This is a genomic window from Prevotella sp. oral taxon 317 str. F0108, from assembly GCF_000162415.1.
GTDB lineage: Bacteria > Bacteroidota > Bacteroidia > Bacteroidales > Bacteroidaceae > Prevotella > Prevotella conceptionensis.
This window is the reverse complement of sequence record NZ_GG740073.1, coordinates 116,722-132,381: the sequence shown is the minus strand read 5'-3', so window position 1 is coordinate 132,381 and position 15,660 is coordinate 116,722. Positions and strand designations below refer to the sequence as shown.

Below are 15,660 nucleotides of genomic sequence, written 5' to 3'. Positions count from 1 at the left end.
AATCATTAAATGGTTTAGGCGTGTTTCGTGTAACACGTAGTTTAGATAAATTTCCTTGTGGCGCGTTCAAGGAAACACATTTGCGCCAAAGCGCAGGGGGCGGAGCGGTTTAAAAGGATTAGTTACGTTTAGTTGTGTTCCGCCTTATGTCGCTTTTTCTTGCGCATACATGCGCAATCTGTTGGTTACGGGATTGTTTTCCCGCTGGGGTTTCCCCCATTTCATCGGCGTTTTTTTAGGTATCAGAAAGCGCCATTTCTCATTTCCAAGGCTTTGTTTTCGGCCTTTTCCATGATTTCCCTTTCCCCCGGACCCTTGTCATTGAGTCCGCATAGGTGAAGTATCCCGTGTATGATAACACGGTAGAGTTCATCTTCGAACGCCTTGTCGAACAGTTCAGCGTTTGTTCTAACGGTGTCGAGAGAGATAACGATGTCGCCGTTAACGACGTCGTCTTCATCATAGTCGAAGGTGATAACGTCCGTGTAGTAATCGTGTCCCAGGTATTCATTGTTTATTTCCAGGATTTTCTCGTCGTTCACGAACATGTATCCCACTTCTCCGACTTTCTTTCCATAGGATTGCGCCACAGCCTTTATCCATGCCGTGGTGTCTTTCCTTTTAATTTTCGGCATTTTCACGCCGTCTGCATTGTATGTAATCATAAGTTGTTTTCTGTTTCGGGGCTCAGCTCACTTCTTGTTCTTGCGCTTAGGCAAGAACATCTCGGCATTCTTGCCGAAGTGTATCAGCTCCCTCACGAGCGACGAACTAACGCTTGCGTGCTGCGGTTCGGCAAACACCAAAAGTGTTTCTATGCCTCCCATCATGCGGTTGATGTCGGCTTGTTCGCGTTCGTACTCGAAGTCTTTCACACTTCTCACGCCCTTAACGAAGAACCAAGCGCCCTCTCTGTGGGCGAAATCTACCGCCAAATCGTTGAACGCGCGCACCTCTACCTTGGGGTTGTCGGCATAGAGTTCGGCAATCTCCTTCACCCTAACCTCGGCACTGTACATGTATTTCTTGCGTTCGTTTACGCCAACGCCGATAACAATCTTATCGAACAGCGGCAGCACACGCGCCACTATTGATTGGTGCCCAATGGTAAATGGGTCGAAACTTCCTGTGAATAGACCTGTTTTCATGCGCAATTCAAGTGGCAGTTACATTTTTGTTTGTTGTTCGCCCCCACGCTGCTGTTCAAGACAGCGATGGGAGCGTACTCGAAAACGTGCTTTTGTTGGTCGACACATTGACGAGTTTAATGGCTAAACCAAGTTCTGGTAGTAACCTACTAACTGCAAAAATATACTATTTCCCACTGAAAACCAAATTTTTAGGGCGTTTTTATTGTAATCATTTTGGAACATTTATTGTTCTGTATTCCTTTATTTTTATTTCCTTATCATGCTGCTTTTGACCTTCACCAGTTTATTTTTACCATTCCATCGTTTATTTTTCGTCTTGCTTGCGCAAAGTTGTTTTGGCGGGTTTGTTGCTTATTTTCATGTTGAAAAACATGTTCTGATGGTCTGTTTTTGCGGGATGTTGGGTATAATTTGGCCGTATTTTGTGTAGGTAAGGCTTTAAGAGAGTGGTTTAAGTGGGTGGTTATTGTGTTTAGTAAACCTTTTAGTTTTTAGTGCCATTAGTACCGCAAGGTGCTTGTACTGTCGCTGCAAGGTGGCTTGTACTACCACAACATGGTGCTTGTGGCCCCACTACAAGCCGCATAGTACTGGCACGTTGCTAACAAACCGGTTGGCAGGGGTGTCGTTTAAGGCCTGTTTTATAACCTCCGCGTTGTCGTTGCATCGTAACTATTCAGCGATAAGGCGTATAAACTATTATTGATTATCAATAAGTTACACAAACAAACACCTATAAATTCTGGTAAAGTAATGTCGTTTCGAGCCTTTTTGCCACAATATAACGTTTATAAGTTATTGATAATCAACGTTCGTTATTGCTGAATAGTTACCGTTGCATCATGATTTAAAGGCCGCTCCTTGCCGTCACTATTGTTTTATCTGATGATCTTTCACTTGCATTTTTCGGCAGTATAGTCCACGATGCTCCCTCAGAATGCAAGCCGATTCTCTACCAAATCAAACCTAAAATGCCGACAAAGGCAATGAAGTTGTGCTTACTTTTAATATCTCTACAAATTAAGGGGAAGTGCCAGACAAGTTAACTCACTGGCTTATAAACTCACTAATGCCCAACAACTCTCGAAGACACCAACTCGCCAACTCACTAACTCGCCAGTTCACAAACTCACAAACCCGCCAGTTCACTAACTCAGTCTCGCCGGTTCACAAACTCACAAACCCACCAGTTCACTAACTCACTCTCGCCAATTCGCCAACTCACCAACTCGCCAATTCACAAACTCACAAACTCACAAACTCACAAACTCGCCAACTTACTAATTCGCAAGTTTACAAACTCATCAATTCATCAACTCTTCAAATCACAAGCTCATCAACCCAAAACCTTAAACCCCTATCTTTTATTTTACAATATTGCTCTCGTTTTTGCTCCGTTCTAGCAAAAATCTAGGTCAAAAAGTATGTAAATATCTACTATTTTTACCCTTTCGTATTCTTTGTTCTGTCTATTTTTAAGAATGTAACGTGCATTTTGCACCATTTTGCCTTTCTAGTTTAGTTGCAAACTCATTATTGTTTACCCCCAATTACACGCTTTAAGGCTCCAAAATGCCACTTTTTAAGGGTTATTTTGCCCCTTTCAGTCCTATTATTCATGGCTCAAAAAGGTTTATTTATACCATTGTGGTGCATGTTTATGCTTAATCGTCTCGCATTTAGCGGCATTTTACACTGTAATTAGCACCATTTTACCTTGCGTTTAGCACCAAAACGCACTCTATTTTGTACCAAAACGCACTCTATTTTGCACCAAAACGCACTCCAATTAGCGGCATATTGCACCACATTTAGCTAAAAATGGCCCGAAACCTAGTGTAAATGGCGGTTTGTTGTAATAAATATTCATTCTTCCTCATCCGCGAACTAACCCCTATTTGCAGTGGAACAAACCCTCGCGAGAATCGATTTTTTGCGGCAAGGTGGGCGATTGGTGACGAAAATGACACTCATAATGTTAAATTCTTTGCTGAAAACCAGACAAAACCGATTATGCTGTAAACACGCGCAAGGGGCCAACGGTACGCAAAACCTGTACGCTTGCAACGGCCAGTGCGAGCGGTTACAAGGCATCTCGCTTATGCGTAACGAGAACAGCATCATGCAAACACAGAAGTAATTGGCCTTTGCCAAGTGGTTTTCTGCTTGTGAGGAGACCGCATTGAATAACTTCCACCCGATCTTTTTTTTAAGTCATAGCCACGTTTTGCCACAGACAAATGGTGCAAAATTTCAGATTTCACCGTGCCCTTGTCTGGCACTTCGTACACCAGTGGGGGGTTATCTTGGTTTTACAGCACAAGACATAAACCCCCTCTCAGTTTGTGGAAATACTATAGTGAAACAGAATTGCATTTGGAAAATAGTTGTTAGAAGAATGCAAGACGTGCGTTGCACAACATCGATAACCCCTTGCGCAGAGGAAATGGAGGGACTTTTGTTTGCTTACGATGCAGCTATGGCTTTACATATCCAATTCTGTTTGACTATAAAAGTCAATACAACTTCAATTCTTTAGAACCAGCCTTAAAGCCATTCTTTGCCTGCTATAAGCCGCTTAACCGACCCCAATCAGCCCTTCATAGCGGCGTATCTCCCTGTGTGCACTTACGTCTTGTGTTAATTCAATACGCACAAAAGGTTAAATATTGTTTACGCCAAAGCTATGTTTGGCCATCCTCTCGCGAAGGCGAGCATTAAAATTGCGCCAATTCATCGGTATGTTCTCATTTCGTTTGCCAACAATCCGTGTTCCCCGAACACCTTCGTTGCGGTGTGCTGTCTTTGTGTAACGCCTTGATAAGCACGGCATCGAGCGCGTATTTGTACAAAAAGCACTATCTTTGTAGAACGAAATCGGACGGGCAACGCAGGTTGTTCGTCCGATTGTAACGTGAACATATACATACAAAACAGACAAAGCAATTATGGGTGTAAATAACAGGATTGGTTGCCTCTTGGCTGCCGTGGCTTTGGGCTATTCGGCTCAGGCAAAGGTGGCATTTGCCGTAAAAGTGCAGAAAGACACTACGCAAACCGCCAAAACCGACACGGCCAAGGTGCAAACGCCTAATGGGAAGGACGTGAAAGCCGAGCCAAAGAAGAAAGAAACCGACTACGACAGGCTGATGAAAGACAGCGGAACGGTGATGAAAGGCCTCTTCACCGTGCGGCACATCAAAGACAAATGGTACTTTGAGATGCACGACAGTCTTGTTGCCCGTTACTTTATGGCCGTTACTCGCTTTGCTGGCGTACCCCAAGGATTTGGCAAGTTCAGTGGTGAAATGGTCAATGAAGATGCCATCTACTTTGAGAAACGCGACGCCAAAACCATGCTTTTGCGCACATTCGTTCGCACACAAGAGGCCAATGAGAAAGACCGCATATACCTTTCACTGAAACAAAGCACTGCCGACCCCATTGTTGCAGCCTTTCCCATCGTGGCGGGAAACACCCAAAAAGGCATGAACCTCTTCGATGTAACGGGCTTTTTTGCTCGCGACAACAACATTGTGGGCATCAACCGCACCTTTTTCGAGAAGACTAAGATTGGCGGACAGCAGGCCGATCGTACATTTATCGACACCATTAAGACCTATCCCATCAACATAGAAGTGCTTACAACGCGCACTTATGCCGCATCGCCTAGCACCATAAGGGCGTCGGGCACGGGCGCAGTAACACTTGCACTCAACACATCTATCGTTGAATTGCCCAAAATACCCATGCGCAAGCGCATTTGGGACAACCGCGTTGGTTTCTTTGCCTATCCCTACACCATCTTCTCGGACGAGCAACACAAGAGCCAACGCGAACAGTTTATCTCGCGTTTCAGGCTCGTTCCCAAAGACGTAAAACGCTATCAACGCGGTGAATTGGTAGAACCCATCAAGCCAATCGTGTTTTATATCGACCCCGCAACGCCCAAGAAATGGGTGCCTTACCTTATTAAAGGAATCAACGACTGGAATGTTGCCTTCGAGGCGGCAGGCTTTAAGAATGCCATTCAAGGCAAGGAGTGGCCCACCAACGACCCGACGATGAGTCTTGACGATGCCCGTTTCAACGTGTTGCGCTATCTTCCCTCGGAGGCCGAGAATGCTTACGGCCCACATGTAAAGGACCCCCGCAGCGGTGAAATCATCGAAAGTCACATCTGTTGGTTCCATAACGTGATGAATTTGCTCACCAAATGGTACATGACACAGTGCGGACCGCTCGACAAACGTGCTCGCACGATGAACTTCGACGACCGGTTGATGGGCGAACTGATACGTTTCGTCTCTTCGCACGAGGTTGGCCACACCCTCGGACTGCGCCATAACATGGGCGCAAGCTATGCAACGCCTGTTGAAAAGCTGCGCGACAAGGCATGGGTAGAGAAACATGGCCACACGGCATCCATCATGGACTATGCGCGATTTAACTATGTGGCCCAGCCCGAAGACAATGTCGGCGAGCGCGGACTGTTTCCTCGCGTAAACGATTATGACAAATGGGCCATCAAATGGGGCTATCAATATCGGCCAGAGTTTAAAGACGAGCTAGCGGAGAAAGACAAGCTGATGGACGAAACCACCGCTGTTTTGGCCAAAAATCCCCGACTTTGGTTTGGCGGAGAGGGCACCAACGAAGACCCAAGGGCACAACGCGAGGACCTAGGCGACGATAATGTGAAGGCTAGCGACTATGGCGTGAAGAACCTTCAACGGCTTATCAAGAACCTTCCCCAATGGACGCGCCAGGCCAACGACCAGTATGTAGACCTGCGCGAGATGTATAACAGCGCGCGACAGCAGTTTGTGCGCTACTTCGGGCACGTAGCCAAGAACATCGGTGGGCGTTATATCAACAACATGCCGGGCAAAACGCCTTACGAACTAGTGCCTGCCGAAAGGCAAAAGGCCGCTCTCGGCTATTTTGCCCGTCAGGTATTCGATGCCCCTTTGTGGCTCTACCCTGTCGAAATAACATCCAAGACAGGTGTTAATGCCACTGCCGAAATAGCCAAGATGCAGGCATCGGCGCTTAACGCCACGTTCTCGTTGAACCTTCTCAACGCCATCTACAACAATTCGCAAGAATCGAGCACGGCCTATCGCTTGGAAAACTACCTCGACGACCTCTTCGCCGCGGTGTGGACTCCGCTCGATGCCGCGCAAGATTTGAAGAACAGCAGTCGCCGAACCCTGCAACGCAACTATGTGGAGCGGCTAAACACCATGCTTAATCCCGACGATAAGGATAAGGTTGGGGCCACTGCGCCCGCTTTCAACACCGATGCGCTGCTATTTGTTGCCCAGCATCTCGACAAGCTCGACAACTATCTGAAAGCCGAAATGCAAACGGCCACGGGCATCAATGCTTTGCATTATGCCGACTTGGCACGCCAAGTAAACCAGATAAAGACGGTGCGCGAACGCGGACGAAACGTGCGTTAGCCTGCTTTTCACCAGCGATGGCCCGACATGAGCCGTCGTTGGTGTGGCATTTGTCGGCATAGGCAATCTTGCTTTTTGCCCCATTGCATCGCATTTGGGGCAAGTTACTTTGCCGTTTGTTGCTAGGAACGAGGGCGTAGGGCATTAACTGTGGTCTGTCTTGTCTGCATCTGCCGCAGGTAACAGCTCGTCAGTCCGCTTTTCATGAGCCGTCATGATGGTGCTGCCGCTCATCTATTGCAACGCGAACGATACCGAAAACGGCCATTCCAACGGCCGAACACCCTTCAAACGGGTAAGCAAATGGCCATAAAAGGCATGCGAACCCATAATTCAAAAAACCGAAAACATCTAGTAGAAACATGGTTTTAAACTACATTTGGATATCCTTCTTCCTCGTGGCCTTCGTGGTTGCTGCGGCAAAACTCATCTTTATGGGCGATGCTACGGTGTTCCCTGCCATGATGGACAGCACCTTCGACATGTCTAAAAAAGCCTTTGAAATATCGTTAGGGCTAACAGGCATCCTCGCTTTATGGCTTGGTGTGATGAAGATTGGCGAACGCGGAGGCGTAGTTAACGCCTTGGCTCGTGCGCTAAGTCCTGTGTTCACCCGTCTTTTCCCCGACATTCCCAAGGGTCATCCCGTAACGGGGAGCATCTTTATGAACATTGCCGCCAACATGTTGGGTCTTGATAACGCCGCCACTCCTTTGGGATTGAAGGCAATGGAGCAGCTGCAAACGCTCAACCCGAAGAAGGACACGGCCTCGAACCCCATGATTATGTTCCTCGTACTCAACACTTCGGGACTCACGCTGATACCCGTAAGCATCATGGCCTATCGCGCTCAGCTTGGTGCATCGCAGCCCACCGATGTGTTTATACCCATACTCTTGGCCACATTCTTTTCCACTTTGGCAGGTATCATCATCACCAGCATATATCAAAAGATAAACTTGCTCAGTCCTAAAACCTTCTTAGGGCTTTTCGTTGCCTGTGCCATCGTCGGCTCCATCATTTGGGGATTCGGTAGGATGGATAAGGAAACGATGAACACTTTCAGCACCACCACGGCCAACATCCTGCTGATGGGCATCATCGTTGCATTTATTGTGGCTGGCGTATGTAAGCGTGTCAATGTCTACGACACTTTTATCGAGGGGGCGAAAGATGGTTTCCAAACTGCCGTGCGCATCATTCCATACCTCGTTGCCATACTTGTGGGCGTGGCCGTGTTTCGTGCATCGGGCGCAATGGACCTCCTTGTAGATGGTATTCGTTGGTTGGTGGGCTTGCTAGGCATAAACACCGATTTCATCGAGGCATTGCCAACCGCACTGATGAAACCCCTTTCGGGGGCTGGTGCGCGTGGAATCATGATTGATACGATGTCTACTTACGGTGCCGACTCGTTCGTTGGCCGACTCAGTTGCATCTTCCAAGGCAGCACCGACACCACCTTTTACGTCCTCGCCGTTTACTTTGGCAGTGTCGGCATCCGCTATACGCGCCACGCTGTGGCTTGCGGACTGCTCGCGGACTTAGCAGGAGTGGTGGCAGCGATATTAATATGTTACCTATTTTTTTAAGGGCGCAGTCACTTTTTCACCTTTTCACTTTTAGCAATGAGTAATTTAAAATCTTTGGTTAAAGACACGGCCATCTACGGATTAAGTAGTATTGTGGGCCGTTTTCTCAACTATCTGCTTGTGCCGCTCTATACGATTAAGATTTCAGCGGCAAGTGGTGGTTATGGTGTTATCACCAATTTGTACGCCTATACGGCTCTTTTCTTGGTGCTATTGACTTACGGAATGGAGACCACCTTTTTCCGTTTCGCCAATAAGAGCGACGAAAATCCACAGCGGGTATATTCCACCATCCTGCTCTCCGTGGGTTTCACTTCCGCCCTTTTCATCGCCATGGTGGTGCTTTTCTTGCATCCCATCGCGCAAGCAATGGGCTATGCCGACCATCCCTCTTACATTTGGGTGATGGCAGCGACGGTAGCCATCGACGCATTCCAATGCATTCCCTTTGCATACCTTCGCTATCAAAAGCGTCCCATCAAGTTTGCCACCCTCAAATTGCTCTTCGTTGGCAGCAACATTTCGCTCAATTTGATTTACTATCTGCTGTTACCAGCCCTTTACGAAGGCGGGCATCAGTGGGTGAGCCTTATTTATTCGCCAAACGTTGGTGCAGGTTACGCCTTCTACATCAACCTCGTTTGTACGGCTTGCATCACCTTTTGTTTCTATAAAGAGTTGCGCGGTTTCGCCTACGTTTTCGATAAAGCCCTGCTTAAACGTATGCTTTCTTATAGCTGGCCCATATTGGTATTGGGCATTGCAGGCATACTTAACCAAACGGCCGACAAGATATTGTTCCCTTATATATATAAAGGAAATGATGCGCACACGCAGTTGGGCATCTACGGAGCGGCAAGTAAGATAGCCATGATAATGGCCATGATAACGCAAGCCTTCCGTTATGCCTACGAACCTTTTGTCTTTGGCAAGTCGAAAGACAAGGACAATCGCGACACTTACGCCAAGGCCATGAAGTATTTCATTATCTTCACCCTGCTGGCTTTCCTCGTTGTGATGGGTTATATCGACATTTTCTGCCGTCTCATCGGGCGCGATTACTGGGAGGGATTGCGTGTCGTGCCCATCGTTATGGCTGCCGAAATCATGATGGGCATCTACTTTAACCTCTCGTTTTGGTACAAGCTCATCGACAAAACCATTTGGGGTGCTTACTTTTCGGGCATCGGTTGCGCCGTGCTCATCGCCGTCAACGTGTTGTTTGTTCCGCGTTATGGCTACATGGCCTGTGCTTGGGCAGGCTTTGCAGGTTATGCCACGGCCATGATTCTTAGTTACATCGTGGGTCAACGCAAATATCCCATCGCCTATCCGCTGACAAGTATCGGTGTGTACGTTGGCATCACAGTTCTTTTTTACTTGTGCATTAATTACGCCAACACGCATTTCTCCGTACCTGTTGCATTGGGTGTGAATACTGTATTTATCCTCCTTTTCATCGGACATATATGGAAGTGGGATTTGAAGAGAGGGAAAGGGTGAAAAGGTGAAAGGGTGAAAAGGTGAAAAGATGGCTTACGCCAGTCGCAAAATAAACAGAAATGCTTACTATTGTGCATCAAAAGCATACGACTTAACCCCTTAACTTACTTCTTTACTCCTTACTCCTTTACTACTAATAAACCAATACATCAATTCAAATAAATATGAAGAAAATTACATTCATCTTAGCTGCCCTCATGGCATTCGGAACGGCAAAGGCCGACGAAGGCATGTGGACACTGTACAATCTGCCGCAGGCAGTGTACCAACAGATGCAGGCCGAAGGCTTTAAACTGCCATACGCCGACATCTATCAAAGTAAAGATGCCGTTAAAAACGCTGTCGTTAACTTCTCGGGCTATTGTTCGGGCGTGGTGGTTTCGCCCAACGGATTGGTATTTACCAACCATCATTGCGGTTTCGAGGCCATTCGTAGACATTCAACCGTTGAACACGACTACATGCTAAACGGCTTTTATGCCAAGACCTACGAGGAAGAACTGCCCAACAGCGACATGTTCGTGAGCTTTATGAAGTCGCAACAAGATGTTACTGCCCGACTGATGGGCAGGGGATATGCCACGGCCAGCAAGCGACAGAAGGATTTTCTTATCGACTCGTTGCAGACGGTACTCACCGACTCGGTGCGCAAAGTAGATAAAACCCTTCGTGTTTCTATCGACCCATTCTACGAGAGCAACAGTTTCTATGCCACCGTTTACCAAGATTTCACCGACTTGCGACTCGTTTTCACCGTTCCCAAGTCGATGGGTAAGTTCGGCGGTGAAACGGACAACTGGATGTGGCCGCGACAGACATGCGATTTCTCCGTCTTCCGTATCTATGCCGACCCAACTACCAATGGGCCTGCCGCTTATTCTAAGAACAATGTACCTTATCGTCCGCAACATTGGGCACCCATCTCGCTCGATGGCTATAAAGAGGGCGATTTCTCCATGACAATGGGCTATCCAGGCAGCACCAGCCGTTACATTTCAAGCTACGGCATCATCGAAAGACGCGATTGCGAGAACACGCCACGCGCCCAAGTGCGAGGCGTTAAGCAAGAGGTGATGCGCCGACACATGCGTGCCAACGAGGCTGTGCGTATCAAGTACGACTCTAAGTTCGCCCAAAGTGCCAACTATTGGAAGAACTCTTTGGGAATGAACAAATGTATCGATTCCATCGGCTTAGTGCAACAAAAGCGCGATTACGAGGCACGCTTGCGCCAATGGCAAGACTCAACGGGCTTTCTTAAAGGAAAACTCGACTTTGATAAGCTGGGCGCTTACTACGAAAAACGTTTCGACCGCGTGCGCACACGCTATTATTGGATGGAAACTTTCCGCCGCACCAACGAATTGGCTACACGCGCCATGCGTCTTGCAATGGGCGGCATGGAAGTGAAAGGTCCTAAGAAGCCCGCATCAAAGCAATACCACGAGTTTGCCGACAACAGCAACGAATGGGATGCGGCACTGGATAAGGAGGTGCTTGCCGTGCTGCTCAAGAACTATCGCGAGCATGTTGGAAACCGCTACCTGCCCAAGTTCTACACCACCATCGACCAACGTTTCGGCGGCGATTACCAGCGTTTTGTAGACGACCTTTATGCCCGTTCCATCATCATGAAGAAGGGTGCAAAGCTGTTTTACAATACCAAGGCGTATAAAGAAGACCCAGGTGTGCGTTTCGGACAAGACGTGATGGACATCTATTACGACCTAACCGAAGGAATGGGCGCAATTAACGATTCCATCGAGGCGCAAGAACGCTATCTCTGTGCGGCCAAGTTGCGTATGGAAGAGGACATGCCCCACTACTCGGATGCCAATTTTACCATGCGTCTTAGCTACGGTCAGGTAAAGGGTTTCTCGCTTGGCGGCAAGGAATTGGGTTATTACACCACGCCCGAAAGCATCGTTGAGAAGATGGATCGTGCCAAAAGCAACGTTGACTACGAGGCAGAACCCATCATGCGCCAGTTGCTTTCGTCGAATGATTTCGGCCGTTTCACCGACAAATCCACGAATAACCTGCACCTTTGTTTCCTCACCAACAACGACATTACGGGTGGAAACAGTGGCTCGCCCATGTTCGACGGCAAGGGTAGGCTTATTGGTTTGGCCTTCGATGGCAACTGGGACAGTCTTTCTAGCGACATTCTTTTCGATTCGCTCCTTGCTCGTTGCATCGGCGTAGACATCCGTTACATGCTCTTTATGATGGATAAGTGGGGGCATGCCGATAGATTGTTAAAGGAAATGGGCTTGTAAGATTGTGAGGATTTAGGTTCATCTGATCCTAAGTTAAGGTGGAAACAGATGAACTTAAATTCTTTAATCAGCCCTCACTTGTTAACTAATCAGCCCTAGGTGAGTGGCTTTTCCTACTTGCTTACTCGTTAGCCGTTATGAACAAAAAAGGACGTTTTCTCGATGAAAACGTCCTTTTTTGCATCCTTTCACTTCCCTCTCATTATCCTCATGGCATTAACTACGGCCAAAAGCGCCACGCCACTATCGGCGAAAACGGCCTCCCAGAGTGTTGCAATGCCCATTAGTCCAAGCGCCATAACCACCACCTTCACGCCAATGGCAAAGGCAATGTTTTGCCAAACGATGGTTCGCGTCTTTCGGGCGAGGCGTAAGGCTTGTGTCAACCGCGAGGGTTGGTCGGTCTGTAACACCACATCGGCCGTCTCGATAGCCATGTCTGCACCAGCTCCACCCATCGCAATGCCCACGTTGCTCAAAGCCAACACGGGCGCATCGTTGATGCCATCGCCCACGAAAGCCACCTTCCGTCCCTGTTTTTGCAAGGTTTCAATGCGCTCTGCCTTATGTTGTGGCAGTAAGTCGCCTAGGGCTTGTTCCAGTTTTAGTTCCTCGGCCACCTTGTCAACCAATGCTTGTTTGTCGCCCGATAGCATCTCAACGTGCGTAATACCCACCTTCCGCAGCATCGAAATGGCATCCGCGGCATCGGGTTTTAGTGTGTCGGAGAGTAAGATACAGCCGATGAAACGGCCGTTTTTGGCACAAGCCACGATGGTGTCGGGTATGGTTTGCAGTTCTTCGGGATAGCTCACGCCCTGCTTTTCAAGCAACCTAAGCGTACCTGCAAGCCATGTTTCGCCTCCAATTTCGGCCCGAAGCCCCAATCCGGGCATGTTCTCGGCATTAATCTTTTCGCCGTCGCCATACACTTTAACAATAGCTTTGGCAATGGGATGCGTGCTGCTGCGTTCCATCGCCACCACCGTTTGCAGTTCTTCGGGCGATAGATGCAAGGTTTGCTGCACGCCAAACGCTCCTGTGGTAAGCGTTCCTGTTTTGTCGAACACCACCGCATCCACGCCCGTTAGTGCATCTAGGCTGTTTCCTCCCTTGAAAAGTACGCCCATGCGCGATGCTCTGCCGATGCCTGCAAAGTAGCTTAATGGCACACTGATGACCAATGCGCAGGGGCAAGAGATAACCAAGAACACCAATGCGCGATGCAACCACGCGGAGAAATGGTAATGGAACGAAGGCGAAACCAGCGTATAAGCCCAAGGCAGAACCACCGTAAGCGTGGCCAAAAGAATAACGATGGGCGTGTAGATGCGTGCAAAACGACGGATAAACAACTCGGTGGGTGCCTTTCGTTCGGTGGCCTCTTCCACCATTTTTAGTATTCGTGTAAGCGCACTTTCGCTTTGTGTACGCGTAACGCGTAGGCTTGCGGCACGCTCTAAGGCAATCATGCCGGCCAAAACTTCGCCTTCCACGCCCACTTGTCGGGGCATGCTCTCGCCCGTAAGCGCGGCTGTGTCGAAGTTAACAAGGGCATCGTGCTCGCCGTCGGGTAGAAGTAGCACGCCGTCTAGCGGCACGCGTTCGCCTGGAAGTACCTCTATCACATCGCCCACACTTACCATTTCGGGCTTAACAAGTAACTGTTCCATGGCGTTTTTTTCGCCATTCCATCGCATAAGACGTGCTAGTTCGGGGCGATAATGGGTTAGGCTCGATATGCTATGCCGTGCTTTATGCACTGCGCGATGTTGAAGAGCCTCGCCCATGCAGTAAAGCCACATCACGGCTACGGCCTCAGGATATTCGCCAATGGCGAAAGCACCAACGCAAGCCACGCTCATCAGCATGAATTCGCTAAAAACATCCCCTTTCATCGCTTCTTCCACGGCCTCGTGCATTACGCCAAACCCAACGGGAAGGTAGGCTGCAATGTACCAAACCAGTTGCACCCAAGGTTGCGAAAACCATCCGCAGCCCATCCATGTAAAGGCTATTCCAGCCGCTAGCAGCACACCCGACAGTATGGGTTGCCACAATTTTGTTTCTTCTTCGTGATGATGTTCACACATAATATGTTGTTTTTTAAGTTTACAAGATTACGAGTTTACGAGTTTGCAAGTTGTCTAGCCTGTCCAAGTTGCCTAGTTCTTCTGGGTATTTCGGGCTTACTAGTTATTCCATTTTCACCAGGTTTTATCGGTTTTTAAAATTTCCCAGCTACTAGTTCGCAGGCCTTCAAATGCCGTTTCTCGTTCTCCGCACATTCATTTCCTTAACCATAAAGTAATGTTCGTACTGCAAAGTTAGGCGTTAAAACGTGCAACCAAGTTGCAATTTTTAGTATCTTTGCATTATGACAGAAGACTTTGACATCAGAGACGAACGCACAACGCCCAGCGAACGAGAGTTTGAAAACGCCCTCAGACCGCCGAAATTCCAAGATTTCAGCGGCCAAAGTAAGGTGGTAGAAAACCTAGAAGTGTTTGTTGAGGCGGCAAAATATCGCGGCGAACCACTCGACCACACCCTCTTACACGGTCCTCCGGGATTGGGAAAGACCACTTTGAGCAACATCATTGCCAACGAATTGGGGGTGGGGTTTAAGATAACTAGCGGTCCTGTGCTTGACAAACCTGGCGATTTGGCCGGCATTCTCACTTCGTTAGAAATCAACGACGTGCTGTTCATCGACGAGATACACCGCCTTTCGCCCGTGGTTGAAGAGTATCTTTACTCGGCTATGGAAGACTATCGCATAGACATCATGATAGATAAAGGGCCTTCGGCGCGGTCGATACAGATAGACCTCAACCCCTTTACGCTCATCGGGGCCACCACGCGCAGCGGTTTGCTTACTGCCCCGTTGCGTGCGCGGTTTGGTATTAACCTGCATTTGGAGTATTACGACCCGCAAACGCTGGCGCGTATCATCAAGCGTTCGGCTCGGATATTGAACGTTCCCATCGACGATGAGGCTGCAATGGAGATTTCAAGGCGTTCGCGTGGAACGCCCCGTATCGCCAACGCGCTGCTAAGGCGTGTGCGCGACTTCGCCCAAGTGAAGGGTAATGGTAGCATTGATACGGTTATTGCACGCCTGTCGCTCACGGCATTGAACATCGACCAGTATGGTTTAGACGAGATAGACAATCGGATTTTGCTCACAATTATAGATAAGTTTAAGGGAGGACCAGTGGGAGTAAGCACCATTGCAACGGCCATAGGCGAAGACGCAGGCACCTTAGAAGAGGTATATGAGCCTTATCTTATCATGGAAGGGTTTATTAAACGTACCCAACGAGGGCGTATGGTAACCGAATTGGCTTACCAACATCTGGGTAGAAACATCTATACAAGCAACGCAAAAGAGCCTGGATTGTTTGATTAAGGAGAGGCGAGGTGGCGTTTAAAGGCGTTTAAGGGTGAAAGGGTGAAAAGGTGAAAGGGTGAAAAAATGGCTCACGCCCTTTAAGGGTGAAAAGGTGAAAGAGTGAAAAGGTGAAAAAATGGCTCACGCCCATTAGTTTGTTAACTCGAACTCTTGTTCCCTTGTCAACTACAAGGCATATTACTCCCCTCTCCCTTTGGAGAGGGGTTGGGGGTGAGGCTGGTAGTGGGTAAGGCCAGTAGCTGTTTTGTGTGAAAC

The 15,660-nt window shown here is 48.3% G+C and carries 8 protein-coding genes; 5 read left to right on the top strand and 3 right to left on the bottom strand.

The annotated features are described in order from the left end of the window. Positions 1 to 242: 242 nt before the first annotated feature. Both ybeY and coaD read right to left on the bottom strand, forming a co-directional pair. The gene (gene ybeY, locus HMPREF0670_RS07365; protein ID WP_009230523.1) at positions 243 to 665 is read right to left on the bottom strand and encodes an rRNA maturation RNase YbeY; all 423 of its coding nucleotides are present in this window, start codon (positions 663 to 665) and stop codon (positions 243 to 245) included. A 27-nt stretch (positions 666 to 692) separates the two neighbouring features. Beyond that, positions 693 to 1,148: a pantetheine-phosphate adenylyltransferase gene (coaD, locus tag HMPREF0670_RS07360; protein ID WP_019187781.1), complete on the bottom strand. Its 456-nt coding sequence runs from the start codon at positions 1,146 to 1,148 to the stop codon at positions 693 to 695. Between the two features lie 2,951 nt (positions 1,149 to 4,099). Here coaD and HMPREF0670_RS07350 point away from each other — a divergent pair. The 4 genes from HMPREF0670_RS07350 (at position 4,100) to HMPREF0670_RS07335 (ending at position 11,990) form a co-directional block, all read left to right on the top strand. Further along, positions 4,100 to 6,616, top strand: a complete 2,517-nt coding sequence (locus tag HMPREF0670_RS07350; RefSeq protein WP_009230521.1) for a zinc-dependent metalloprotease — start codon at positions 4,100 to 4,102, stop codon at positions 6,614 to 6,616. Between the two features lie 362 nt (positions 6,617 to 6,978). Further along, on the top strand, positions 6,979 to 8,208 hold the full coding sequence (locus tag HMPREF0670_RS07345) for a nucleoside recognition domain-containing protein (RefSeq protein WP_009230519.1): 1,230 nt from the start codon (positions 6,979 to 6,981) through the stop codon (positions 8,206 to 8,208). 36 nt (positions 8,209 to 8,244) lie between these two features. Further along, positions 8,245 to 9,711, top strand: a complete 1,467-nt coding sequence (locus HMPREF0670_RS07340) for a lipopolysaccharide biosynthesis protein (protein ID WP_009230518.1) — start codon at positions 8,245 to 8,247, stop codon at positions 9,709 to 9,711. Between the two features lie 164 nt (positions 9,712 to 9,875). Further along, complete coding sequence (locus tag HMPREF0670_RS07335; RefSeq protein ID WP_009230517.1) at positions 9,876 to 11,990, top strand: S46 family peptidase; 2,115 nt, start codon at positions 9,876 to 9,878, stop codon at positions 11,988 to 11,990. A gap of 188 nt (positions 11,991 to 12,178) precedes the next feature. On the opposite strand, the gene HMPREF0670_RS07330 is transcribed toward HMPREF0670_RS07335, so the two are convergent. Next, the gene (locus tag HMPREF0670_RS07330; RefSeq protein ID WP_009230516.1) at positions 12,179 to 14,083 is read right to left on the bottom strand and encodes a heavy metal translocating P-type ATPase; all 1,905 of its coding nucleotides are present in this window, start codon (positions 14,081 to 14,083) and stop codon (positions 12,179 to 12,181) included. 284 nt (positions 14,084 to 14,367) lie between these two features. On the opposite strand from HMPREF0670_RS07330, the gene ruvB reads away from it, so the two are divergent. Continuing rightward, positions 14,368 to 15,402, top strand: coding sequence for a Holliday junction branch migration DNA helicase RuvB (gene ruvB, locus HMPREF0670_RS07325; protein ID WP_009230515.1), 1,035 nt, complete (start codon positions 14,368 to 14,370; stop codon positions 15,400 to 15,402). Positions 15,403 to 15,660: the final 258 nt, after the last annotated feature.